This window comes from Lacrimispora brassicae, from assembly GCF_054772055.1.
This window is the reverse complement of sequence record NZ_BRYH01000008.1, coordinates 66,376-91,315: the sequence shown is the minus strand read 5'-3', so window position 1 is coordinate 91,315 and position 24,940 is coordinate 66,376. Positions and strand designations below refer to the sequence as shown.

The following is a 24,940-nucleotide window of genomic DNA, read 5'->3' as shown; positions in this document are numbered from 1 at the left end:
AGGAGGAGTAATTTTTATGAAAAAACGAGTATTAGCTTTAGGCTGTGGTCTTATGGCGGTAGCATCCATCCTGGCAGGCTGTTCTTCCAATTTACAGAAGGCAACAACTGCTGCACCGACAGAGGCAGCAACAACTGCCGCACCTACCACACAGGCAGAGACCACCACAGAAGCTGCAAAGGCTGAAGCAGCAGGCGGCGCCCTGTCTACCGGTTATGCAGTGCTTTCTTCCATCGGTAAATCTACGGATGCCGGGGAAAAAGACGGTCTTGCAGAAGTAGATACCATGTTCGCTGCCGTACTGGTAGACGAAAGCGGCAAGATCGTAGATTGTAAGATCGATTCCGTTCAGACCAAGGTGAATTTCTCCAAGGAAGGAAAACTGCTTACAGATCTTGGTACCGTTGTAGAATCCAAAAATGAACTGGGAGAGAAATACGGTATGAAAAAAGCTTCCGCTATCAGCAAGGAGTGGAACGAGCAGGCTGCAGGCTTTGCCCAGTATGTAATCGGAAAAACAGCCGATGAAGTAAAGGGAATCGCAGTTTCTTCCGAAGGTGTTGCAGATGATGCAGACTTAAAGGCTACCATTACCGTTCATATCGGAGACTTTATCACTGTTGTTGATCAGGCTGTGGCAAATGCCAAGAGTGCAGGCGCTCAGACAGGCGACAAACTGGGCTATGGCATCGTAACCGGTATCAGCAAGTCTAAAGATGCAGCCGCAGATGCTGACGGTGTAGCACAGGCTTATTCTACCTACACCATTGCCAGCTTTGGCGCAGACGGAAAGATCACAAGCTGTGTTCTTGACGCTTCCCAGGTCAATGTAAACTTCAACGCTGCCGGTAAGGTCACCAGCGACTTAGCGTCTGCTGATTTCAAGACCAAGGATCAGTTAGGTGATGCCTATGGCATGAAAAAAGCTTCCGCAATCGGAAAAGAGTGGAATGAGCAGGCAGCAAGTTTTGCAGCTTATGCAGTTGGCAAAACAGCCAGTGAGATCACCGGACTTGCAATTGATGAAACAGAAGGGGCACCTACTGATGCCGACTTAAAAGCCAGCGTAACCGTTGGTATTGGTGATTTCCAGGCCGGCATTTCCAAGGCAGAAGCAAATGCAAAATAAAAAAGCAGTAAAATTCTTTATAATTGCCGGGACTCTGGCAGCGCTTACTATGGCGGCGGTTAATACCGCCGCCATAGGAGCGAAAAAGGATCAAAGATTCCACGCTGAATTTTTGAATCTCTTCGATACCGTCACCCAGATCGTGGGATATGCAAAAAATAAAGAGGACTTTACTAAAATTGCTACGGATGTACATGATGAGCTGGAAACATACCACAAGCTGTATGACATCTATCACGATTATGAAGGAATCCCCAATATTAAGACTATCAATGATAATGCCGGCAAAGGCCCTGTGAAGGTAGATCCAAAAATCATCCAAATGCTGAGCCTGGCCAAAGAAGCCTATGAAAAAACTGACGGCAAGGTGAATGTAGCCATGGGAAGTGTCCTTTCCATCTGGCACGACTACCGTACAATGGGCATAGAAAACCCGGAAACCGCTAAAGTTCCCTCTATGGATGAGCTGAAAGAAGCAGCTCTACATACGGATTTTTCAAAGGTCATCATAGACGAAGAAGCTTCCACCGTATATCTGGAGGATCCTGATATGAGGCTGGACGTGGGCGCCATTGCAAAAGGCTACGCCACGGAGCAGGTTGCAGAGTTCCTGGAAGCAAAAGGGATCGATCATATCCTTCTCAGTGTGGGAGGCAATATCCGCGCCATCGGGAAGCGGGCAGACGGGACTCCCTGGAAACTGGATATCCAGAACCCGGACACTGACAGCGAAAAAACTGCCATCGATACATTGAATCTGGACGGGCTTTCTCTTGTGAGCAGTGGTGATTATGAAAGATACTATATAGTGGATGGGGTGAAATACCATCATATCATTGACGCAGACACACTGATGCCTGCAGCATACTTCCGGGCAGTCTCTATTGTGTGCAGAGATTCCGGCTGGGCAGATGCCCTTTCTACTGCCATATTTAACCTGCCCTATGAAAAGGGGCTGGCAATGGTTGAAAGCATGGAGGGTGTAGAAGCAATGTGGGTCATGCCTGATGAAAGCATCCGGACCAGCAGCGGCTACGAGGCGTACCGCAATCATGACCGTTGATTTCACAAAGACCGTGGGCAGTTTAAAGGAAACACCCTGCGGGTATACCTGGATGCCCAAAGACCGTGGGCAGTTTAAAGGAAAGGAGGATATATGTCATATAGAGGACTGCAGGATTTTATTCATAAATTGGAAGCGAGAGGGGAGCTGATCCGGATAACGGAAAAAGTATCCCCTCTCCTGGAAATAACGGAGATTACAGACAGGGTCTGCAAGGCGGAAAATCCCGCAGGCAAAGCGCTTTTGTTTGAACATGTGGAAGGCTCTCCCTATCCGGTGCTGATGAATGCCTTTGGCACAGACAGCAGAATGGCCCTTTCTCTTTCAGCGGACCGCCTGGACGATATCGCAAAAGACATAGAAGCCTATCTGGATTTTGGAAACTATACGTCGATTTCAAAGCTGATTTCCTTTGCCCCCAAGCTGCTGCGCCTGTTATGCTGTTTTCCTTTCCGGAGCGGATTTCATGTAAGGCGGCCAAGCTGCCAGCAGGTGATTGAGAGAGAACCGGATCTGGGGCAACTGCCGGTTCTCCAGTGCTGGCCTCTTGATGGAGGACGATTCTTTACACTTCCCCTTGTCTTTACAAAGTATCCTGATACAAAGCTTCAGAACATCGGCATGTACCGGATGCAGGTGCTGGATTCCAAGACCACAGCCATGCACTGGCAGAAACACAAGGACGGAGCCGGTATTTACGAAGCATACCGGAAAAAGGGCTGTCCAATGCCCGTATCCGTTGCCCTTGGAGGTGACCCGGCTATCACCTATGCTTCCACAGCCCCCCTTCCCCCAAAGCTGGATGAGATGATGCTTGCCGGATTTCTCAGGAAACGGCCGGTAAAAATGGTAAAATGCATTACCAACGACCTTTACGTGCCGGAGGATGCGGAATTTGTGCTGGAAGGCTATGTGGATCCCCAGGAAGATCTGGTCTGGGAAGGGCCTTTCGGAGATCATACGGGATATTATTCCCTGGCAGACTGGTATCCGAAATTTCATGTCACAACCATTACCCGCAAAAAACATCCGGTTTACCCTGCCACAGTAGTTGGAAAGCCTCCCATGGAAGACTGTTATATGGCAAAAGCCACGGAACGGATATTTCTTCCCATTTTAAAAATGGCAATTCCAGAATTGCGGGATATCCATCTTCCCTTTGAGGGGGTCTTCCATAACTGCGCAGTAGTATCTGTAAAGCCTTCCTATCCGGGAGCCGCCAGAACCGTTATGAACGCAATCTGGGGCATGGGACAGATGAGAACCGCCAAGATGATCGTGGCGGTTGATGAAACCATTGATCCCAGTGATACGGCTGCTGTCTGGCGGGAGGTCTTACGCTATGCCCATCCCGGGGAGGATTTTGTGGTTAGCAAAGGGCCTTTGGATGCCCTGGATCACTCTTCTGATTATCCCTTGTATGGCGGACGGCTTGGCATAGACGCCACCAGCAAGGGAAAAGAAGCCTTCACCCAAGGATCCCTTTTGGTCCTGCCCATCCCCAAGGAACAGGCCTGGGACGGCAGGCAAAAAGCACTTGCTTTACTGGAGGAAAAAAAGGCTTCCCTTATTTTAGTTGTGGACGAGGATGTGGATCCCTCGGATCATTCCACAGTCATGTGGCGGGTGTTCAACAACATTGACGTCACCAGAGACATGTTTACTGAAGGCCGCAGAGCTGCTTTTGACGCCACAAGAAAGAGGCTGGAGGAAGGTCTTACCCGTCCCTGGCCGGAAGATATCGTCATGACAGATGAGATCAGAAAAAAGGTATCAGAGAAATGGAGCACTTATGGGATCGATCATTGTAAAAATAGTAAATAAACTGAATGAATACGGGAAGCTGGTCATGTTCAGCCACACCATCTTTTCCCTGGCCTTTGCCGCAGTAGCACTTCTTGCAGTTTCCGCAGGCCGGCCGGATCCAAAGGTGGTATTCTGGGCTGCCCTTGCCTTTTTAAGCGCCAGAACAGGAGCCAATGCCTTAAACCGGGTAGTGGATGCCAGGATCGATGCAAAAAACCCCAGGACAGCCGGCCGCCAGATTCCCAAGGGGCAGATCGGAAAAAAGGAAACCCTGGCTTTGGTGGCTGTCTGCTTTCTGGTTATGGTGTTCAGCGCCTCCCGTTTAAACCTGTTATGTCTCCTCCTTTCTCCCCTGGCCCTGTTCCTGATGACAATTTACTCCTACACAAAACGATTTACCTGGATGTGCCATCTGGTTCTGGGCATTACATGTGCCTGCGCTCCCGTAGGAGCATGGCTGGCGGTAACGGGGAAGTTTTCCCTGATACCGCTTTTCTTTGGTGCTGCCAACTGCCTCTGGACTGGAGGATTTGATATTATCTACGGCTCTCAGGATTATGAATTTGATAAGGCAAACGGCCTTCACTCCATTCCGGTGCGATTTGGCGTGAAAGGCGGATTGCTGATCAGCACACTGTTTCATGGGGCTGCACTGCTTTGCCTTTGCATTGCCGGAGTGCTTCTATATCCCCAGTTCGGTGTGCTTTACGGATCAGGTCTGGGAATCATCGCGGTCCTGATGGTGATCCAGCACCGGCTGGTATCACCGGATCACCTGGAAAATGTTAATATTGCGTCATACAGCATCAGCCAGATCACCAGCATCGTGCTTCTGGTCTTCGGGACTTTGGATGTATACTTTTAATGCAATGAAAAGAGGCGGACAATGAAACAATATGTAGTTGGAATTACGGGCGCAAGCGGCAGCATTTACGGTCTTCGGACAACAGAAGCCCTGCTTGAGGCCGGAGCCAGGGTACGGCTCATCCTGACAGGAACAGGGGAAAAGGTAGTTGCCTACGAAACCGGACAGGAAGCAGGTGAGTGGATCGCATGCTTTAAGAAACGATTCCCGGATCAGCTTATCCTGGAAGATAACAGGGATCTGTTTTCCGCGGCTGCCAGCGGTTCCCATCTGACGGACGGTATGATCATCGCCCCTTGCTCCATGTCAAAACTGGCTCACATTTCGGCAGGCATTACACCGGATCTGATTACACGGGCTGCCGATGTGGCGCTGAAGCAGCGCCGCCCTCTGGTACTGATGCCCAGGGAAACACCCCTGTCCCGGATCCATCTGAAAAATATGCTGAATTTAACAGAGTGCGGCGCTTTTATCGTTCCCGCCATGCCAGCCTTTTACCAGAAACCAAAATGTCTTGATGACATGGCAGATTTCATGGCCGGCCGGGTATTGGACTGCCTGGGAGTGGAAAACCACCGGTATGCCAGGTGGAAAGAAGAAGTATAGAATAGAAATAAAATAAAAAATAGAACCTCAAAAGGATTATAGGAAAACATATGGAAAACTCAGGAGAAAACAAAATAAAACATCGCCTTTGGAAAGGCAGAAATATCCTCCCTCTGCTGCTGTGCGGCGCAGCGGCCGCCCTTTTAGGCGGATGCACCGGCAAGGCAAAGACCCCGGTGGATACCACCGTTCATTTGGGAGTCATGTATTCTTCCGATATTGTACCCCTTACTATCATTACGGAACAGGGGCTTGATAAAAAGTACGGATTTCAGTTGGACATGCAGGTATTTTCTTCTGCAAAAGACCGGGATGCGGCCCTTCAGGCAGGGGAACTGGATGGGGTATTTACCGATTTCATCGGTCTGTGCATGTATCAGAATGCCGGACTGGACGTAAAGGCCACCGGCTGTACGGATGGGGATTATGTGCTCCTGGCCGGAAAGGACACAGGGATCACTTCCCTGAAAGATGGAGCTGGAAAAAGCATTGCAATTTCAGAAAATACACTGATTGAATATTCCCTGGATTATATTTTAAATAATGCCGGATTGGATGATACGTATCTGGATAAGCAGGTGGTTCCGCGGATCCCTGACAGGCTTGAAATGCTGCGAAACGGCAAAGTGGATCTGATCCTTTTGCCAGAACCATTTTCCACCCTTGCCATAAAGGATGGAGCAGTAGTCCTGGGAAGTGCCAACACGGTTGGGCTGTATCCTGCTGTATCTGCATTTACAAAGAACTCCATTGACGAAAAGTCCGATACAATAAAAAAAATGTATCAGGCATACGATGAAGCGGTTGATTATCTTAACAGTACGCCCCTGGACGAGTATGAAGCCACGGTCATCAAGGCGGCAGGCTATCCTGAGGAGCTGGCAGGAAATATTAAGCTGCCTGTATACCGGAAAAATGAACTGCCAAAGAATGCTGACCTTCAGGCGGCTGTGGAATGGGCAGCAAAGAAGGGATTATGCAGCCCGGACTTAAAGCCTGATCAGCTAATGGGCGAGTTAAAATAGAAACCTAAGAAGAACGGAGGGAGCCAGATGCTGAAAGTGAATGATATTTCTGTCACATATGGGAAAGGCGGAACACATAGGGTCATTGACCAGATGTCCTGGCAGTTGGAGACCGGAACGGTTCTGGCTGTGGCAGGTCCCTCCGGCTGTGGAAAATCCACCATGGTTCACGCCCTGGCAGGCATTCTACCCTATACAGGTTCCGTCACTCTGGACGGAACCGGGCTTGGCCCCAAAACATGTTCTATCGGGCTGATCCCGCAGAACTACGGTCTGCTGCCCTGGAAGACAGTAAAGGAAAATTGCCTGTTTACGGCGAAAATCCGGGGTAATACAAGCAACATGGAAGTACAGCTTACCAGCCTGTGTAAAGAACTGGGGATTGATGGGCTTTTAGACCGTTATCCAGGCACATTAAGCGGCGGACAGGCACAGCGTGTGGCTCTCGCAAGGGCGTTTCTTATGAATCCGGAACTGCTTTTGATGGACGAGCCATTCGCTGCCCTGGATATTGGGGCGGCCCTGGGGGCAAGGGAGCTTTTTCTACGGATCTGGAACGAAAAAAGGCCCACCACAGTCATTGTTACCCATCGGGTGGAAGATGCCCTTTACCTTGCCCACAGGATCGCAGTTATGAAACGGGGCGGCAGGTTCAATCTTTTTATGGAAAACCCATGGCAGGGAGTAAGACCTCCCTCAGAAGCCGCCTATCGGTCGCTGGAACAGCAGATCACGGAGAATATTATAAAGGCGGATGAGATATGAGGAAAAAAATGTGGGTCTTTTTAAAAGGGTTTCTGCTTGTAAATCTGCTCTGGTTCCTTCTCGCCGCCTTTCTGTTTACTCCGGTGCTTCCGGGACCTTTTACGGTCTACGGTAAATTCAGCCAGGTGGCAACGGTCAGGCTTTGGCTTCATATAGGAGCCAGCTTAGGCCGTGTGGCCGCAGGCTTGTCCATTGCCCTTCTCATGGGCATTCCTGTGGGAATTTTAATGGCCTCCTCTGCCGTTGCAAACCGCATTCTTCATCCTCTGGTATACTTTTCCTACCCGGTTCCCAAAACAGCACTGCTTCCGGTCTGTATGCTGCTTTTAGGGCTTGGCAATGGTTCTAAAATTCTCATTATTGTCCTGACCACAGTATTCCAGATCATTGTCGCGGTCCGGGATGCGGCAGAGCATATCGATCAGGGTATTTATAATGTGGCAAAAAGTGCCGGCGCCCATAAAAGAAGTATCTTAAAGGATATCACCCTGCCGGCGGTACTGCCGGAGCTGTTCACCAGCATCCGCATCGGGACAGGAACCTCCTTAGCCATTCTCTTGATTGTAGAAGCTTATGGAACCCGTTGGGGAATGGGATACTACATTTTGGATGCATGGTCCAGGATTAATTACATTCAGATGTACGGCGGCATTGTTGTCATGTCGGTGATAGGAGCAGCATTGTTCTGGGCTCTGGATGGAATTCAGTGGACACTGTGCAAGGGGACAAGGTAACTTCCCGGCTCCCCTGGCAGCCGGAGTAAAAAACTTATGAGAGGCGGGTATCCCTATGAGCCAAAGCAAATTGGGATACCCGCCATAATTTTTTAAAATTGTCATCTTGACAAGGGCCAAGGAATAAAGTATATTAGTAATAACTTAAATACTTATTTACGGAGGTATTCATGAACAAAGCAAAAAAGATCGCCCGCATCGGCAAGGAATGTGTGGCCTGTGGGTGCTGTGTTACAACCTGTCCAAAGAACGCCATTACCATTGCTTCAGGCATCACCGCACGAATTGACCAGGATATGTGTATCGGCTGCGGCAAATGCGCCAGAATATGCCCTGCCGCAGTTATTACAATTGAGGAACGGAGGGCAGCCGTATGAAAAAGAAATGGTATGATTTTCTCTGGATCGGGGAACTGCTTTATTTAACCCTGGGTCTGTGTAATATTCTCTTTGCCTGGCTGGGCATGATATTTTTTACCATTCCTCTGCTGGCCGCTATTATCGGCGGAAACAAGGTATATTGCAACCGTTTTTGCGGTAGGGGGCAATTGCTTGGCTTACTGGGAAACAAACTGAAGCTCTCCCGCAATGCACCGCCCCCCAAATTTCTGCGCAGCCGATGGTTCCGGTACGGGTTTCTTGCCTTTTTCATGACCATGTTCGGCCTGATGCTTTTTAACACCTATAAGGTCTTTGCCGGTGCACCGCTGCGGGAAGCAATAACCCTTTTATGGGTATTTAAGCTTCCTTGGCAGTGGGCAGATGTTTCTATGGCAGTTCCGTGGATGGCACAGTTTGCCTTCGGCTTTTTCGGCGTAATGCTGACCTCAACCATCCTGGGTCTCGCCACCATGATTCTGTTCCGTCCCCGTTCCTGGTGTGTCTACTGTCCCATGGGGACCATGACTCAGGAAATCTGCCGGCTTAAACTTGGAAAGGAGTGTACCGACTGTGGAGGAACAAGCAAAAAAGATAGCGGAGCTGCTTAAAATACTGGCCAATGAACATCGCCTGCTGATACTGTGTGCACTGATCAAAGGCCCTCTTACGGTGGGGGAAATACACAAATTCACCCCCAACATTACATCTTCCGCACTCTCACAGCATTTAAATCAATTGAAGACAGCGGGTATTTTGTCATCTGAAAAATTGGGTATGAACGTGGAATACAGGATTTATGACCAGCGGGTAACCGCACTGATTGGGGCCATTAAAGAGCATTATTGCGGTGAATGAAAGGATATCCCTTCCTATTGCCCCTTACCGGTACAGACAGGAGCCGTTTTGCTTTCCTGCCCCGCTTCCATAACCACAACCTCTGCCTGCTCCCAAGCCGGCACCTGCCCTTCCTGAGCCGGTGCCGTCGCATTGGGCCTGCCTCTGGGCCATCTCCGTAAGCATGGCATCTGCTTGTTCCTGGGTCAGTGTGCCATCTTCTATTTTTAACTCCAATGCCTCCTTACGGATATCCAGTGCTGCCTGCCGGAACTCATCCAGCTTACCAGCTTCATCAGCAATTGTGCCGTAGCTCTTACCGGAACCGCGCAGGGCGATCACTTCATCCAGGGTTTTTCCCGTAATACCTGCAGCAGCTTCCGCAGGTGTTTCATAGACGGCTCCGGCAAATGCAGTAACCGGCGCAGCAGCCAGCACTAACACAGCGGCACATCCAGCAATCATATTTTTCATTCTTTTCATAATAAAAAACTCCTTTCAATTTTCTTTTTTTACCTTACGGTACGCATATATTACCGTTACTATATGTCATTTCCATGGCAGAACTATGCTGTTTTTCAGACATTTATTTTTCTTGTGCCATCAAGCTGCCTTATTTGGATGCTATTCTTTTAATAAATAGACAGGAGGTGTAAGGTATGGCAGTTATACTGATTGCAGATGATAATCCCCAATTACTTAATATTTTAAAAATCACGGCTCAGCGTGAGGGTTACGATACCGTGCTGGCCCGAGACGGACAGCAAGCTCTTGAGGTATTCCACCTCAGTAAGCCCAACATCATCCTTTTGGACGTAATGATGCCGATACTGGACGGTTTTCAGGTTTGCCGGGAAATTCGCAAAGAATCTGATGTCCCGGTCATTATGGTGACTGCACGGGGTGAGGATTTTGAGAAAATTATGGGGCTTGACATTGGCGCAGATGACTACATCGTTAAACCATTTTCTCCGGGTGAAGTCATGGCCCGGGTTCGCGCTGTGCTGCGCAGGATTGAAAAAAGCGACGGAGAGACATCAAAAATTCTCAGCATTGCGAACCTGACCATTAACCTGGAAGATTACAGCGTGACCGTTAGCAAAAATCCCGTACTGCTGACAAAACGGGAAACAGATATACTATGGACACTTGCCAGCGGAAAAAACAGAGCTTACACTCGTGAAATGCTGCTGGATCTGCTGTGGGGCTATGATTATTACGGTGACCCCCGCACGGTGGACTCCCATATAAAGCGTCTCCGCGCAAAGCTGGAAGACACTGACCATTCCTCCTGGGATATCCGTACTATCCGTAACGTAGGATACAAATTTGAGGTTTTCCTATGAAGAACAGAATCGTCTGGAAATTGACTGCCTGCTTTGCGGCAGTACTGTTACTATTTACTGCCATGCTGGGAGCCGTGTTTGTTTCTATGTTCCGAAAACACGCAATAGCTATTAACCGCTCCGCCATGGAAGAAAAAGCTCTTTCTATTGCTGATACTCTGGCTTCCTTTGAGACAGAAGGCTTGGGAGGAATGGAACATGGCGGCACGGGAGGCTACGGAGCCTATCTGCGTTTTCTGAACCAACTAACTATGGCAGAGGTCTGGATTGTGGATGAAAACCTGTACTTTCTGACGCCAGTACATGGCCGGTCTGCTTCCTATGCACAGCTTCCTAAACATGCGGAGGAAATTGTTAGGCGGGTTTTTCAGGGGGAAGTTACCTACGGGGAGGAATTCTCAGGTCTGCTGGATGGCGCCAGTCTGACTGTAGGAGCACCCATCCGTACATCATTGGGAATTACTGGTGCAGTATTGCTCCATTCTCCGGCAAGCGGTGTGAATGAGGCCGTGCTTCAGGGCTTGTCAGCCCTGGCGGCCGGAGCTGTTGTAGCATTATTGTTTTCCGGCGTTGCAGCATTCTGGCTGTCTTATCGCTTTACCGCCCCCCTGCGCCGCATGAAAACAGCCGCATTACGTCTGGCTAATGGCGATTATGCTGCCGAAACCGGCGTAGCGCAGACCGATGAAATTGGCCAGCTGGCCCATACCATTGACTTTTTATCAGACCGTCTTGCACAGACAGAGAAGGAGCGGGCCGCCCTGGACCAGCTTAAGCAGGATTTCGTCGCAAATGTATCCCATGAGCTGCGTACACCGGTAGCAGTTCTGCGTGGTTCCCTGGAAGTTCTTCTGGACGGCACGGTAAACAAATCAGAGGAAATATGGGACTATTACCGGCAAATGCTGGATGAAAGCCGACATCTGGAGCGGCTGGTCAATGATCTGCTGGATTTGTCCAGGCTGCAGGATGCACAGTTCCGTCTGGAAATGAACGAAGTGAACCTTTGTGATGTAGTTCGGGACACCGCACGGGCAATCCGTCGTTCCACCCAGGAAAAGGGATTGGATTTGTTCGTAAGCTGTCCCGAAAAAGAATGTCTTGCAAAAGGGGACTACGGGCGGATCCGTCAGCTTCTCCTGATCCTCCTGGATAATGCGGTGAAATTTTCCATACCCCCCGGAAAAGTGCAGCTGGTACTTAGCCAGCATAGAGGAGATTATCTGGTTGCAGTGATCAACCAGGGTAAAGACATCCCTTCCGGAGAACTGCCTCATTTATTTGACCGTTTTTACAAAACGCCAGGTCCTGATAACCGATCTGGCACCGGACTGGGGCTTGCCATTGCAAAACAGATTGCGGACCGTCATAAGGCGGATCTTCTGGTAAAAAGCGGCGAAGGACAGACCCTCTTTTCCATTCGGTTCACAAGCATAGCCAAATAGTCCATTGTAAGTTCCACTTGTGATTTTTTCCGCACTGCCGGTATCGGAAATAGAAGGTTCAGCCATTATATGTTATGTATTTTACACCTTTGTGTGATATTGTCGGATTTACATTCCCGACCTCCACAGCTAAAATAAAACTATCAGATTAATCAGTGTAACACCCATAGGGAGGAGAGAATCACATGAAGAAAACAGCACTATTATCAGCAGTCATATTAGCTATGGCACTGACAGCCACCGCCTGCAGCTCCGGGAAAGAGGCAGATACCAAAGCACCGGCTGACAACGAAAAAACCGAAGCCGCTGCTCAGACACCAGAAGAGGAGGAACCGGTTTTGGTAGTCTATACCGCCCGCGGCGAATCTTTAAACAATGCCGTGATTCCGGAATTTGAAAAGGACACAGGCATTAAAGTTGAGGTGGTAGTAGCCGGCACCGGAGAGCTTTTAAAGAGAGCTCAGTCAGAAAAGGCCAATCCTCTTGGCGATATCTTCTGGGTAGCTGACCAGACCATGTTATCCGCCTCAAAAGACTTATTCATGGAATATGTATCATCCGAAGACGGCAACATGATTGATGCATTCAAAAACACCACCGGTTACTTTACCCCTGCATTTGCAGATCCTACGGTTATGATCGTAAATAAAGACTTAAAAGGCGATATGAAGATCCAGGGATTCGAGGATTTATTAAATCCGGAATTAAAGGGAAAAATCGCATTTGGCGATCCAGTAAACTCCAGTTCCGCATTCCAGTCCTTGCTGGCTATGCTTTACGGTATGGGCAAAGACGGCGATCCCCTTTCAGACGAAGCATGGGCTTATGTAGACAAGTTCATCGCCAACTTAGACGGTAAGATGAGCAACAGCTCCAGCCAGGTATATAAAGGCGTGGCTGAGGGCGAGTATGTGGTTGGCTTAACCTGGGAAGATCCTGCTGCCAACTATGTCAAGGAAGGTGCCGCAGTAGAAGTTGTATTCCCGGTAGAAGGAGCCATCTTCCCCGGTGAGTCCGTACAGATTTTAAAAGACTGCAAGCATCCGGAAAATGCAAAGAAATTTGTAGATTACATGCTGTCTGAGAAGATCCAGAATGCAGTCGGTTCCACACTTACCGTACGGCCTCTGAGAAAAGATGCCACTCTGGCTGATTATATGAAACCTCAAAGCGAGATTAAATTATTTGATAATTACGATGAGGGATGGGTAGCAGAACACAAATTAGAAATCACCAATCTGTTCAGTGAGCACCTGGAAACATCCATGGATTAATAAACTGCATCGATCAAAACAAAAAGACTGCCTGGGACTCAGTCAGGGGCAGTTTTTTTGTACCAAAAAATATGGAGTATGTTAGGAGAAACCAACTATGGGAGTAGCAATCAGTATAGAAAATGCAGTAAAACGATTTGGAAAAGATACCATTATCAATGGATTATCACTGGATATTAAGCCCGGAGAGTTTTTCACCCTGCTGGGACCATCCGGCTGCGGCAAGACAACCCTGCTTCGAATGATCATCGGCTTTAACAGCATCGAGGGCGGTGAATTCAAGGTAGACCAGAAAGTAATAAACAACATCCCCACCAACAAACGAAACATGGGCATGGTCTTCCAGAACTATGCCATTTTCCCTCATATGACAGTCAGAGATAATGTAGCTTTTGGACTGAAAAACAGAAAAATACCTGCATCACAAATTGAGGCCCAGGTGGATGAAATCTTAAAAATCGTAAAAATAGACCATTTAAAAAATCGTATGCCCGCCAAGCTGTCAGGCGGCCAGCAGCAGCGTGTCGCCTTAGCACGGGCAATCGTCATCCATCCTGAAGTTCTCCTGATGGATGAGCCGCTGTCAAACCTGGATGCAAAGCTTCGTGTGGAAATGAGAAATGCCATTAAGCGCATTCAGCAGCAGATCGGCATCACCACGGTTTATGTAACTCATGACCAGGAGGAGGCTCTTGCCGTATCAGACCGGATCGCTGTCATGAACGGCGGTGTCATCCAACAAATCGATACGCCTAAGAACATCTATCAGCGTCCCGCAAACTTATTTGTATCCACCTTTATCGGCTTATCCAATATCCTCTCCGGTGAAACATCGGTTAAAAACGGGCAGACTTCCATTGAGATTCAGGATTATACCGTGCCCATGGATCAGTTAAGCCAGGAAGTGAAAGACGGACAGAATATCAAGGTATCCATCCGCCCCGAAGAATTCATTATCAACCAGGCAGACGGCACCGGCATCCCTGCGACAGTAAAAAGCAGTGTTTTTCTTGGCATTACCACCCATTATTTTGTCGTCCTGGCTGACGGTCAGGAAATCGAAGTCATTCAGAATTCCGATATCTGGGATATCATTCCGGATGGTTCTCAGATTCGTCTTGCTGTGCAGCCTCAAAAAATCAACATTTATACAGAAGACGGAAATAGAAATCTTGTGGTCAGGAGGGATCAGGTATGAGATATGCTGGAGAAAAGAAGTTCAATATCTGGGTAGCTATGGCACTGGGGATCCTTGGCCTTTTTCTCATTTTCGTTGTCTACCCCTTAATTCTGATATTATATAAGAGCGTGCTCTCCCAGGATGGTTCCTTCAGTCTTGGATATTTCGGTAAATTTTTTGCAAGAAAATATTACTGGAGCACTCTGGTAAACAGTTTTAAAGTCACCATCGTTTCCACCCTGCTGGCGGCTCTTCTGGGTCTGGTTATGGCATATGTTTTGCGAAGTGTACGAATCAAAGGAAGTAAGTATTTAAATATCCTGATCGTCATGTCCTATCTTTCTCCGCCATTTATCGGAGCTTATGCCTGGATCCAGTTACTGGGGCGCAACGGCTTTATTACCAGGATCCTAAACAATCTGTTTCATGTGAAGTTAAACGGAATTTATGGATTTGCAGGTATTGTTCTGGTCTTCTCTTTGCAATCCTTTCCACTGGTTTATATGTATATCTCAGGCGCTCTAAAAAACCTGGATAACTCCTTAAATGAAGCCGCTGAAAGCCTGGGTTGCAGTACCGTGCAGAGAGTTCTCCAGGTGATCCTGCCACTGGTCATGCCCACCATGCTTGCCAGCTCCCTGTTGGTATTTATGAGAGTGTTCTCCGACTTTGGTACCCCTATGCTCATTGGTGAAGGCTATAAGACATTTCCGGTTTTGATGTACAGCCAGTTTATGGGCGAGGTCAGTACGGATGACCATTTTGCTGCTGCACTCTGTGTAATTATCATCGGCATCACCCTGCTTTTGTTCTTCTTCCAGCGCTACCTTGGAAACCGCTATACCTATTCCATGACCGCATTGAAGCCTATGGAAGCAGAAAATTGCACTGGTCTTAAAAATGTATTATCCCACCTGTTTGTATACCTGATTGTCTTAATCGCCATCCTTCCCCAGTTTACGGTTATTTTCACCTCCTTCCTGGCTACCGGAGGCGGAAGCGTATACACCGGCGGATTCTCTCTTGATAACTACCGAAACACACTGTTTTCGAAGAATAACAACAGCGCCATTTTCAACACCTATTTATTCGGGCTGTGTGCCATCGCTATTGTTGTGGTGCTGGGCGTTTTAATCTCGTACCTGACTGTACGGAAAAAATCATTTTTGACGAATATCCTTGATACGGTCACCATGTTCCCATACATCATACCAGGCTCTGTACTGGGTATCTCATTTTTATATGCATTTAACACAAAACCCTTTCTCCTCAGTGGTACCGCCCTCATTATTGTTATCTCACTGTCCATCCGCCGCATGCCCTACACCATCCGTTCCAGTACTGCCATCATCGGACAGATCAGCCCCAGTGTGGAGGAAGCTGCCATCAGTCTGGGATGTTCAGAGACGAAATCATTTGCAAAAATTACAGTACCTATGATGATGTCCGGTGTATTATCCGGTGCCATTATGAGCTGGATCACCTTAATCAGCGAGCTGAGTTCTTCTATCATCCTCTATACCAGCAAAACCCAGACGCTGACTGTAGCCATTTACGCTGAGGTCATTAGAAGCAACTTTGGCAATGCAGCCGCTTACTCTACCATCTTAACCCTGACCAGTATCATATCCCTGCTTTTATTCTTCAAAATAACAGGCAACAGCGATATCAGCATTTAGCGAAAGCAATGAGCAGTGCGAAATAAGTCATGAAAAGATTTTCGTTGTGCTTGCACATAAGAAAATCCTTTCATGACTTATTTCATAGGGCGAATGCCCGTTAGCTCATAAAACCGCAGGTTTTATGAGCTGCACTGCGGACTTATGGTATAATAGACCCAAGCGCCCACTATCGTATTCCATTCACCAAATCCCCCTTTACCCCGTCGCTTTCATAATATAATAACTGTCCCCCCAACCATCAACCATACATTCCATACAATTTGGAGGCCCCACCCCATGAAAAGTAACCAGTACAAAAACTACATAAAAAAATCCTTTATCAAATATGCACTTTCCATCATCTCACTGTTATTTGTACTGGTGCTTTTATTTCTATTGATCAATGTACAGTGGATCATCTCCGGCCTCAATAAAAGAAATCACAATCAGTTATCCGCTATCCTGGATCAACAATTCCTGCTCTACCAGCAGGGACTGACCCAGCTTTCCCAAAGTCGGGATCTGCTGACCGCACTGAACAGCACAGACTCTGCCATCATAACCGCAAATAACCGGCTTCTTTATGACTTTACCAATGCCCAGACAATCCGGTCATCCTTCATACTCTTAGACCAGAGCGGACGCATTGTCAGCAGCAATCTGTTTGCCGGCAATCAGGAGATTTTCCTTGACAGTGATATCTTTCGCCGCATGACCAGTCAGATGCAGGAACAGCCTGATAAGATTTTCTCACTGCCAAGCCGGTTAAACTATGCCCATGGGCAGGCCGGAGATTTAATTCTTGGCAAAGCCGTAGTAAAGGAGGGCAGCCCTATCGGTTATCTGTTTTTTGACCTGCTGGATTCCTATCTTTATGAGATCATCCGCAAATATCCTCTGGATGATGTAATCATCACGGACCGGTATGATAACCTCATCTTTTCTATCAGCCGTCAGCAGACCGACCCCATGGACAAATACCCATCGGGAAAATATCGGATGGACTGGCAGGAAGGAAATGTGGTAAAAGTCAATGGAAAACAATATCACATTCAAAAAAGTTCACTTCCTGGCAGTACTCTGATCTTATATTCACTGGTTTCCATTGAATATCAGAAAGGCCTGCTGTTTTACGGCTTTATATTCATGCTTACCGTAGGAATCCTTCTGGTGATCATTTCGCTGCCTGTAACCGAACACATTACCCAGAAAAACCTGCTGGCCATCAATGAACTCCAGAGATCCATCGAACAAATGGGAAAGGGCAATATGGACTATCAGCTCCGCTCTAAAGTATTCGATGAATTCCAGAAGCTGGATGATGCATACCGTCACATGGTAATACAGCGGGAAGAACTGTTGACTTATAACAATGAACTGTCCGAACGAAAGCGGATCATGGAAATCAAACAATTAGAAGAACAATTTAACCCTCATTTTATTTTCAATGTTATGGAGACCCTCCGGTATGAAATTATGATCGATGCAGCAAAAGCTTCTGACATGGTTCAGTCTTTCGCCAGCCTCATGCGCTACAGCATCCATTATGGCAGCACCATTGTCTCACTCAGAACGGATATTGAATATATTAACGACTATCTCCTGTTACAAAAAATGCGCTATAACCGGCGTTTGAAATATCATATTGACATTCCGGAGGAAGTGCTGGAATACCGGATTCCGAAGCTGCTGCTTCAGCCAGTTGTGGAGAATTCCCTGGTTCACGGCATGAAAAACACCCACTCCATCTCCATTACGATCACCGGACACGTCCATGAGGATCTGCTGGAGCTGTGTGTGGAGGATGACGGAAGCGGCATTGATGGAGAACGCCTTGCCAGTCTCCGGGCCGGACTGGAGTCGGAGGATGAATATAAGGAGCATATCGGTCTCTATAATTCCCATCGTGTTGTCCGGCTGTTATATGGTCCCGGATATGGCCTGACAATTGAAAGCCAGCCAGGTTCCGGCACACGGGTCACCGTTACCATGCCGGCAGATATGGAGGATTATTATGTATAAGGTTTTACTTGTAGAAGACGAAGATATCATCAGAAAAGGTCTGATGTTCATGGTAAATTGGCAGGAGCTCAACTGCGTGGTGGTAGGCGAAGCCATAGACGGAGTCGATGGCATTCAAAAGATCAAAGACAATGAGCCCGACATCGTCATTGTAGATATTAACATGCCCATTATGAATGGTCTGCAGATGTTAGAAGAAAGCATTAAAGAATACAGCTATGAATCCATTATCCTGTCAGGTTACAGTGAATTTGAATTTGCCAAAAAAGCGATTCGCCTTGGGGTCACAGAATATCTGTTAAAACCTGTGGAGTTTACAGAACTTTATGATGCAATCCACAAGATAACCGAAAAGCTGGAAGCAAATACACGGTTGAAGGGATATATCCGGCAAATCCATATGGAGAAGAAAAAGCTGGGCATTTTAGAAACAGATATTTCAGAAACCGTCACCTTCAAAAACAAACATGTGAACGCCATGGTAAAGTTCATAAAAGCGCATTACTCTTCCCGCCTTTCCTTAACCGATTTAAGCGAAGAATATAACCTTTCCTGTACCTACTTAAATACGAAATTCAAAAGCGAGACCGGCTACACCTTCAACGACTTTTTAAACCGCTACCGGATGCAAAAGGCTGTGGAACTTCTGAAATCAGATCAGTATAAAATTTATGAAATCGCAGAAATGGTGGGGTTTTCTGAATATAAGTATTTTATTAAGGTGTTTAAGAAGTATATCGGCTGTTCTCCGGCTAAATTTATTGAGGCCGGGGATGGGAAGCAGCTTTTATGAAACTCCTGCTGCGGTTCCCATTTCTGCAATGCCAGTCCCATCCAGCACTACGATCAAATCAGCCTCACGGGTGGTAGAAAGCCTGTGGGCAATCATCAGGGTGATATGAGCAGAGGTGGCTTCGTCTAAGATCAGGATCGGAGAATTTCTTAAAATCCCACGGGCAATGGCAATTCTCTGTCTCTGTCCCCCGGACAGCAAAACGCCCCTTTCTCCGGTAAACGTATCATATCCATTTTCTTTTTTTTCAATGAAATCGTGGGCATTGGCTGCTTTTGCCGCCCCAAGGACATCTTCCCTTGAAGCATCCTTCCATCCGTATATAATATTCTCATACACGGTTCCATTAAAAAGGAATGTATCCTGCAGCACCATGGAAATATTATCCTGCAAACTGGAAAGTGTCACATCCTGGATATCAGCTCAGTAAAACTGAAAATTGACGAAAATATTCTCCAGGTTCCGCCAATGGAAGAATTGACAAAAATAGCAGGGATGAGCGAGAGCAAATTACGTCTCAGCTTTAAAAACATTTATCTTCTTCCCCTTTATGAATATATCCGCAGAGAAAAAATGAAACGGGCCATGCAGCTTTTATCTGCAGACCATCTAGGTATCCGGGATATTTCGGAGCTCTGCGGCTATAAAAATGCATCTAAATTATCTCTGCCTTTCAGGAGGTTCACGGGATTGGGTCAAGAGAATTCAGAAAAGCTTTTAATTTATAAAAGGTTCAAAATATTACTTAAGAGCTATCCCCTTGAGAGTGGTACCTAGTACGGCTGCCCTCTTTGTGATGACTTGTCATTCGTACCTTTCCGCTGCAAGAGCCGCTTCTGTAAGGTCCAAGGATATTTATGCAAAAAATACCCTGATAGTTAAGTACAGACTCTTTTTCTGTATCTTACTATCAGGGTACCATTTACTTTTCATACATATGTTCTAATTCAGATTTTTCTTCAACCATTCCACCGATTTTACAATGGATCCATGAGGATCATCCCAGTAAATGGAGTCGTTGATTTCCAGATCTACGACTCCAGTATAGTTATACGCTTCCAGCGTCTGCAGATATTCCTTTAAGGGAAGCTCCCCATCCCCCAGAATATAATGGCACGTATCGGCAAAATGGATCAGCTTGATCTTGTCAGTGCCCAGAACCTCAAAGTAGTCCTTCAGCTCCTCCCCTGCCACAGCCATGGCTACCACATCCACACATACGCAGAGCGCCGGAGAATTGACCTCGTCCAGGACACGCTTGACATCCGTCAGATTCAGCACCAGATTGCTCTCATATGGCTGGAGCTGTTCCAGCACCAGCTCAATCCCCTTTTTCTCCGCAATTGCCGCTATCTTTTTGTAAGTGTCCACCAGCCTGGCAAAGGACTCCTCCCTTGGCAGATCCAGGAGACCGCAGCCGGAATTTAGAAAAACCTTATTGGTGCCCATCACCAGAGCATCATCCATGGCCATACGGAAATAATCCACTGTGCGCTTTCTCACCGCCTCCTGGGGATCTGAAAAGCTGTAGGGATAAGATAAGGTCTCCGGGGTGTAAACCGCCACATCCAGCCCCCGCTCATCCATCATTTTCCGGATGGAGTCCAGTTTGGCTCCGGCGTCTTCCGCAAAGGGATAGTCCAGCCTGCAGTAGTGAGGAATTCCTCCCCAGAGATCCACGTGCTTCAGACCGCATTCTTTCATGGAGTCCAGATAATATTCCAGGGAATAATGGACGTACTGGACGCTCATTACCCCGATTTGATCCATAGTAATCTTCGACATTTTAGCCTGCCTCCCCTCATCAATAGTCAAACTGGCGGTAGTAACGGCGGATCACCATAGGATGACGGAATTCCTCCTCCATATGGGCATCCACACGGTTGTTCACCGCATGCATTACAAGATGTGAAACAGAACCTCTGAATTCCCGGCTGATTCCCTTCAGTTCATAATCCTTGGTATCAATGACAGTGTAGTTTTTGCAGACCTTGGGCAGGAAGCCTTTCACCCGCTCTGCCAGAGGACGCTGCTCGTCCTCTCCCATGAACAGAGTGACAGGAGTCTCCGCGTCCACAACCTCCAGCATGCCATGGAAGAATTCAGCGCTGGTGATGGATTTGGTGCGGATCCACAGTTGCTCCTCCCAGTAGCACATCGCATAGGAGTACGTGGCTCCCCACTGGTTACCGCCGCCCACAAAGTAGTGGGGCATATCCGGCCGGGCCTTGAAATACACATATTTATCCCTGGCGAATCCGGCCGCCCACTGGTCTGCTTCCTTCTCAACCTCCACCAGAGCCCGGGCCAGATGAGCCTCCATCTCTGCGTTGTACTGGTCATACTCAGGGAACTCCCCGTTGTTGAACATCAGACGGTTGGCCACCATATAGAATTTCAACTGCTCATTCATGGGGTAGGAAATGCACCAGTCGCATAGCTTCACCATGGGAGCATCTGGCTTGTCGATGAAACCAAACACCTTGGCGCCGGCTTCCCGTACCTTCTCAATGGCCTTCACCATCTCCTCGGTGCTTCCCGTCACTGATGAGAAAATCACAATGGAATCTTTGGTGAAACGCTTGTTGCCGGTGGTGATAAACTCCGCCCCGTTCTCCACATATACCGGAATGGAACTTCTGCCCCTCATATAGATCTCCGCCTGCATGCCGGAAGCCCAGGTTCCGCCGATTCCCATGAAATAAATTCCATCAAAACCTCTCTGTTGGATTTCGTCCACAACTTTCTCTATCTCCGGCCGCAGGGCCAGAACGCCGTTTACATTGTCAATCTGCTTCTGTTCAATAAACTTTAACATAATTGCCCCTTCCTTCTACTTGTGAAAATGCACCTTGAAGTTGCACTTGTCTCCACGAGTATAAGATTTCGAATATTCTATCACACGGTCATCCTCGTCATAGGTGGTACAGGAGAACAGGAATACCGTCTGGTCTTTGTTGATATTAATCAGCCTGGCATCGGATTGGGTTAGCTGAACCAGGTCCAGGGTCTGCCATGCCCTCACCGGGTTAATCCCATAGAATTTATAGATTTCAAACATGCTGAACACGGTCTGGTCGATCCCTTCCATCTTGGGTACCAGATTATAGGGAACATAGATTTCCTGAATGGCAATGGGGTCTTCATCCGCATAGTCCAGACGCTTGATATAATACAGCATATCTTCCTCATCGATTCCAAAGACTGCCGCGTACTTCTCTCCGGCCTTCCGCTGGCCTTTCAGCAGGATCTTGCGCTTATTCTGCACATGCTTTTCATCCATGGTCTGGGTAAATCCGCCCAACACTTCTAAGTCCCTCTCGATCTGGGCCACAACATACACGCCCTTGCCCTGGACACGCTTTAACAGACCCTCATTCACCAGCGCGTCAATGGCGCTGCGGACGGTCAGACGGTTAATTCCGTAGGTGCCTGCCAGAACATTTTCCGAAGGGATGGCCGTACCGGGAGCATACTCCCCCTCCTCGATTTTAGAACGTACCACTTCTCGAAGCTGAAGATAAATCGGTAAATTGTAAGTCACCTCTGCTGTTTTGGCCAACTTTTTTCCTCCTTGTTATGAGCACTTAGCGGTTGTCCTTTTGCCGCTTATGTGCAATATTACCAGCTCAGAACCTTTTTCCTTAAGCTCCTTCACGGTCTCCCGAAGTTCCCCGGTATCTTACAAGACGCGCTACCGCCTGGGTAAGCGTTCCCGGTACTGTCATAGACAGCCATACAGTTATAGCAAACTGCAGCCAGTTTCGTAATTTATTCCTTCATTTGCCAAAAAGGAACTCATCTTCTCGTAAGCTCGCTTGCGAAGCAAACGTATTCTGACCGGGTGATCTCCTTAAAATATTCAAACACCACGTCCTGCTGATCCATCGTCACACCTGACTGATAAATCACAGGAGCACCTTCTTCAATCTCCAGATAACCAGCTTCCTCCTCATCACAGTAAGCGATGCTCAGCTTCTCCATACCGCCGGAAACCTCCACACCATACTGTTCTTTCAGCACATCGTAGAGAGAAACCTTGTCTAAATCGATCTTTTCCAGCCCGGCAAAGCGCTGGGCATCCAGATAGATGGTGGAAATCAACACCGGCATCCCGTCCAGATAGCGCAGACGCACAAGCCGTATCAGCTTATGCCCCAGCAGCAGTTTCATTTTGCGCCCAATATTCTTGGGAGTCTCACAGAAATCTACTAGGAGTACCTTTGTATCGACCTCCCGCCCCGCAATCTGCGCTGTCTGGTAAAACCCGTAGACATCCTGAAGGTTGCGGACCAGTTTTTCCCTGGCCACATAGGTTCCAGAACCATTCTTGTTATAGATTTTTCCTTCCAGAATCAGCTGCTTGATTGCGCTTCTGAGGGTGGACCGGTTAAAATTCCACATCTCGCACATGCTCCGCTCGGAAGGAAGCTTCTCATCCGGTTTTAAATGATTTTTAATAATATAATTTTCAATTTTTTCCATTGCCTCGTCCCGAGGCTTCTGGCGATCTAAACTCATGGCAGACATTCCTTTTATTTTCATAATTAAAATACAAATATTGTTTCACTATCTTCAATAGTAGAACATCTGCCCCAAAGTGTCAATCTCTCCAATTGGAGAAAACTGCTATTTCCCGGCCGCTGCCTTCTTATTCCGGCTCTCCCAGAAGTAATATACAGGAAGTCCTGTAGCCACGGCGATCAGTGCACAGGTGATACCTGCCATAGGCGCCCAGATAAAGGTTGACCAGATCAGGGTTCCTGTGATCAGCATAGCCACACCCACCATCAGAGGCCTTGCAGGCATCCTGTATGCAGGTTTGTAATGTGCCTTGTTTCTCAGCACGATAATAGTGCCAAAGGTAAGGAAGTTCTTTAACAGAGCTACCAGAGTGAAGTAACCAAGCAGGTCGGAAAGTGAGGTGGCGAAAATCAGAACAATTGCAACTGCACACTGAACCAGTATGGAGAAGTAAGGAGTCTCATACTTGGGATGAACCTTGCCAAACGCTTTGAAGAACAGGCCATCCTTCGCCATAGCATACTCAATACGCGGCTGGAACATGATACAACTGGACAGAGATCCGATTACCACGATCACTGCCATCACTGCCACGATGGTTCCCGCATATCCGCCGATAACCGGGATCTTGGATGCCAGCAGTGCGATAGGAGCCTCGGAGGCAGCCAGCTCATTAACAGACAGCAGGCCGGAAGCGGTCAGGGTCAGGCCAACATACAGGGCAAGTACGATAAATGCAGTGAGGATCAGTCCTCTGGGCAGGTTTTTCTTGGGTTCTTTGATCTCTCCGGACATATAGCAGGCAGCTGCCATGCCGTCAAAGGACCATGTGGTGGCGGAGATACCGGCCAGAAGAGCAGTAAAACCGGTTGCAGTCACACCTGCCAGTGGCACGGAGGACAGGAATAAGTCTCCTTTAATGAAGAAGATACCGATGCCGATGATCAGCACAAAGGGAATGACCTTCAAAGCAGTGATTATGGTCTGGAATTTACCGCCACCTTCTACAGAGCGCAGATGCAGAAACATGAAAATCAGCACGAAACCAACTGCCACCAGACGGAGGATCAAACCGTGCACCGGAATGAAGAACGCCAGGTAATTGGCAATGGCCAGGGCCATGATGGAGATGGACGGTGGGTCGGTGGCCCAGAAGCTGATCCATCCGCATAGGAATGCCAGAGGACGTGAGCCCGCTTCCTTAAAGTAAACATACTGTCCGCCGTCCTCAGGGAATGCGCTGGCCAGCTCCGCATAGCAGAAGTTGGCCGGGATCTGCAGCATTCCGCCGATCAGGAAAGACAGTACCAAAAACAGACTGCTTCCCGCTGCTCCCGCCACCTCACCCAGTGATGAGAAGATTCCGGATCCTACTGTCGTGCCGACTCCGAGAGCGATTACGGCGCCAAGACCAAGCTTCCGTTTTAATTCGTTGTCACTTTGTTCCGGTGTTTTAACGTTTGACATACTCTTTCTCCTTTAATTTAT

The 24,940-nt window shown here is 47.9% G+C and carries 26 protein-coding genes; 19 read left to right on the top strand and 7 right to left on the bottom strand.

The window, feature by feature from the left end:
* The first annotated feature begins 16 nt into the window (after positions 1 to 16).
* The 11 genes from ACYVD3_RS05210 to ACYVD3_RS05160 all read left to right on the top strand — a co-directional run bounded on the left by ACYVD3_RS05210 (position 17) and on the right by ACYVD3_RS05160 (position 9,228).
* Positions 17 to 1,129, top strand: coding sequence for a hypothetical protein (locus ACYVD3_RS05210; RefSeq protein WP_460641452.1), 1,113 nt, complete (start codon positions 17 to 19; stop codon positions 1,127 to 1,129).
* Positions 1,119 to 2,192: an FAD:protein FMN transferase gene (locus ACYVD3_RS05205; RefSeq protein ID WP_460641451.1), complete on the top strand. Its 1,074-nt coding sequence runs from the start codon at positions 1,119 to 1,121 to the stop codon at positions 2,190 to 2,192. The genes ACYVD3_RS05210 and ACYVD3_RS05205 overlap by 11 nt, the downstream gene beginning before the upstream one ends.
* A gap of 93 nt (positions 2,193 to 2,285) precedes the next feature.
* Entirely contained in the window at positions 2,286 to 4,016 is a 1,731-nt protein-coding gene (locus ACYVD3_RS05200) for a menaquinone biosynthesis decarboxylase (protein WP_460641450.1), read from the top strand.
* A complete protein-coding gene (locus ACYVD3_RS05195; protein ID WP_460641449.1) occupies positions 3,985 to 4,863 on the top strand; it encodes a 4-hydroxybenzoate octaprenyltransferase in 879 nt (292 codons plus the stop codon). Before ACYVD3_RS05200 ends, ACYVD3_RS05195 begins: the two co-directional genes overlap by 32 nt.
* Before the next feature lie 21 nt (positions 4,864 to 4,884).
* Positions 4,885 to 5,469: a UbiX family flavin prenyltransferase gene (locus ACYVD3_RS05190; protein ID WP_460641448.1), complete on the top strand. Its 585-nt coding sequence runs from the start codon at positions 4,885 to 4,887 to the stop codon at positions 5,467 to 5,469.
* Between the two features lie 50 nt (positions 5,470 to 5,519).
* Positions 5,520 to 6,494, top strand: coding sequence for an ABC transporter substrate-binding protein (locus ACYVD3_RS05185; protein WP_460641447.1), 975 nt, complete (start codon positions 5,520 to 5,522; stop codon positions 6,492 to 6,494).
* 27 nt (positions 6,495 to 6,521) lie between these two features.
* Positions 6,522 to 7,259, top strand: coding sequence for an ATP-binding cassette domain-containing protein (locus ACYVD3_RS05180; RefSeq protein WP_460641446.1), 738 nt, complete (start codon positions 6,522 to 6,524; stop codon positions 7,257 to 7,259).
* A complete protein-coding gene (locus ACYVD3_RS05175; RefSeq protein ID WP_460641445.1) occupies positions 7,256 to 7,993 on the top strand; it encodes an ABC transporter permease in 738 nt (245 codons plus the stop codon). The genes ACYVD3_RS05180 and ACYVD3_RS05175 overlap by 4 nt, the downstream gene beginning before the upstream one ends.
* Before the next feature lie 170 nt (positions 7,994 to 8,163).
* Positions 8,164 to 8,370, top strand: coding sequence for a 4Fe-4S dicluster domain-containing protein (locus ACYVD3_RS05170; protein ID WP_460641444.1), 207 nt, complete (start codon positions 8,164 to 8,166; stop codon positions 8,368 to 8,370).
* Complete coding sequence (locus ACYVD3_RS05165) at positions 8,367 to 8,981, top strand: 4Fe-4S binding protein (RefSeq protein ID WP_460641443.1); 615 nt, start codon at positions 8,367 to 8,369, stop codon at positions 8,979 to 8,981. Before ACYVD3_RS05170 ends, ACYVD3_RS05165 begins: the two co-directional genes overlap by 4 nt.
* Positions 8,944 to 9,228: an ArsR/SmtB family transcription factor gene (locus ACYVD3_RS05160; RefSeq protein WP_460641442.1), complete on the top strand. Its 285-nt coding sequence runs from the start codon at positions 8,944 to 8,946 to the stop codon at positions 9,226 to 9,228. Before ACYVD3_RS05165 ends, ACYVD3_RS05160 begins: the two co-directional genes overlap by 38 nt.
* Positions 9,229 to 9,252: 24 nt before the next feature.
* Here the strand turns inward: ACYVD3_RS05160 and ACYVD3_RS05155 are convergent, their stop codons facing one another.
* Entirely contained in the window at positions 9,253 to 9,690 is a 438-nt protein-coding gene (locus ACYVD3_RS05155; protein WP_460641441.1) for a hypothetical protein, read from the bottom strand.
* A 176-nt stretch (positions 9,691 to 9,866) separates the two neighbouring features.
* On the opposite strand from ACYVD3_RS05155, the gene ACYVD3_RS05150 reads away from it, so the two are divergent.
* The 7 genes from ACYVD3_RS05150 (at position 9,867) to ACYVD3_RS05120 (ending at position 18,928) form a co-directional block, all read left to right on the top strand.
* A complete protein-coding gene (locus ACYVD3_RS05150; protein ID WP_460641440.1) occupies positions 9,867 to 10,553 on the top strand; it encodes a response regulator in 687 nt (228 codons plus the stop codon).
* Entirely contained in the window at positions 10,550 to 11,998 is a 1,449-nt protein-coding gene (locus ACYVD3_RS05145; protein WP_460641439.1) for a sensor histidine kinase, read from the top strand. Before ACYVD3_RS05150 ends, ACYVD3_RS05145 begins: the two co-directional genes overlap by 4 nt.
* Before the next feature lie 185 nt (positions 11,999 to 12,183).
* Entirely contained in the window at positions 12,184 to 13,272 is a 1,089-nt protein-coding gene (locus ACYVD3_RS05140; protein WP_460641438.1) for an extracellular solute-binding protein, read from the top strand.
* Between the two features lie 97 nt (positions 13,273 to 13,369).
* Entirely contained in the window at positions 13,370 to 14,470 is a 1,101-nt protein-coding gene (locus tag ACYVD3_RS05135; protein ID WP_460641437.1) for an ABC transporter ATP-binding protein, read from the top strand.
* Positions 14,467 to 16,131: an ABC transporter permease gene (locus ACYVD3_RS05130; RefSeq protein ID WP_460641436.1), complete on the top strand. Its 1,665-nt coding sequence runs from the start codon at positions 14,467 to 14,469 to the stop codon at positions 16,129 to 16,131. Before ACYVD3_RS05135 ends, ACYVD3_RS05130 begins: the two co-directional genes overlap by 4 nt.
* 279 nt (positions 16,132 to 16,410) lie before the next feature.
* The gene (locus ACYVD3_RS05125; protein WP_460641435.1) at positions 16,411 to 18,135 is read left to right on the top strand and encodes a sensor histidine kinase; all 1,725 of its coding nucleotides are present in this window, start codon (positions 16,411 to 16,413) and stop codon (positions 18,133 to 18,135) included.
* Positions 18,128 to 18,928, top strand: a complete 801-nt coding sequence (locus ACYVD3_RS05120) for a response regulator transcription factor (protein ID WP_460641434.1) — start codon at positions 18,128 to 18,130, stop codon at positions 18,926 to 18,928. Before ACYVD3_RS05125 ends, ACYVD3_RS05120 begins: the two co-directional genes overlap by 8 nt.
* On the opposite strand, the gene ACYVD3_RS05115 is transcribed toward ACYVD3_RS05120, so the two are convergent.
* The gene (locus ACYVD3_RS05115; protein ID WP_460641433.1) at positions 18,923 to 19,336 is read right to left on the bottom strand and encodes an ATP-binding cassette domain-containing protein; all 414 of its coding nucleotides are present in this window, start codon (positions 19,334 to 19,336) and stop codon (positions 18,923 to 18,925) included. The two genes, ACYVD3_RS05120 and ACYVD3_RS05115, sit on opposite strands and share 6 nt — an antisense overlap.
* A 69-nt stretch (positions 19,337 to 19,405) precedes the next feature.
* Between ACYVD3_RS05115 and ACYVD3_RS05110 the strand changes: the two genes are divergently transcribed.
* Positions 19,406 to 19,705, top strand: a complete 300-nt coding sequence (locus tag ACYVD3_RS05110) for a helix-turn-helix domain-containing protein (protein WP_460641432.1) — start codon at positions 19,406 to 19,408, stop codon at positions 19,703 to 19,705.
* A 165-nt stretch (positions 19,706 to 19,870) separates the two neighbouring features.
* On the opposite strand, the gene ACYVD3_RS05105 is transcribed toward ACYVD3_RS05110, so the two are convergent.
* From ACYVD3_RS05105 to ACYVD3_RS05085, 5 genes are all read right to left on the bottom strand, one after another.
* Positions 19,871 to 20,713, bottom strand: coding sequence for a sugar phosphate isomerase/epimerase family protein (locus ACYVD3_RS05105; protein WP_460641431.1), 843 nt, complete (start codon positions 20,711 to 20,713; stop codon positions 19,871 to 19,873).
* A gap of 19 nt (positions 20,714 to 20,732) precedes the next feature.
* Positions 20,733 to 21,746 (bottom strand): SIS domain-containing protein, encoded by a 1,014-nt coding sequence (locus ACYVD3_RS05100; protein ID WP_460641430.1) that lies wholly within the window; start codon positions 21,744 to 21,746, stop codon positions 20,733 to 20,735.
* A 15-nt stretch (positions 21,747 to 21,761) separates the two neighbouring features.
* Entirely contained in the window at positions 21,762 to 22,490 is a 729-nt protein-coding gene (locus tag ACYVD3_RS05095) for a GntR family transcriptional regulator (protein ID WP_460641429.1), read from the bottom strand.
* 236 nt (positions 22,491 to 22,726) lie between these two features.
* Positions 22,727 to 23,449 (bottom strand): GntR family transcriptional regulator, encoded by a 723-nt coding sequence (locus tag ACYVD3_RS05090; protein ID WP_460641428.1) that lies wholly within the window; start codon positions 23,447 to 23,449, stop codon positions 22,727 to 22,729.
* A gap of 108 nt (positions 23,450 to 23,557) precedes the next feature.
* Positions 23,558 to 24,919 (bottom strand): amino acid permease, encoded by a 1,362-nt coding sequence (locus ACYVD3_RS05085; protein WP_460641427.1) that lies wholly within the window; start codon positions 24,917 to 24,919, stop codon positions 23,558 to 23,560.
* Between the last annotated feature and the right edge of the window lie 21 nt (positions 24,920 to 24,940).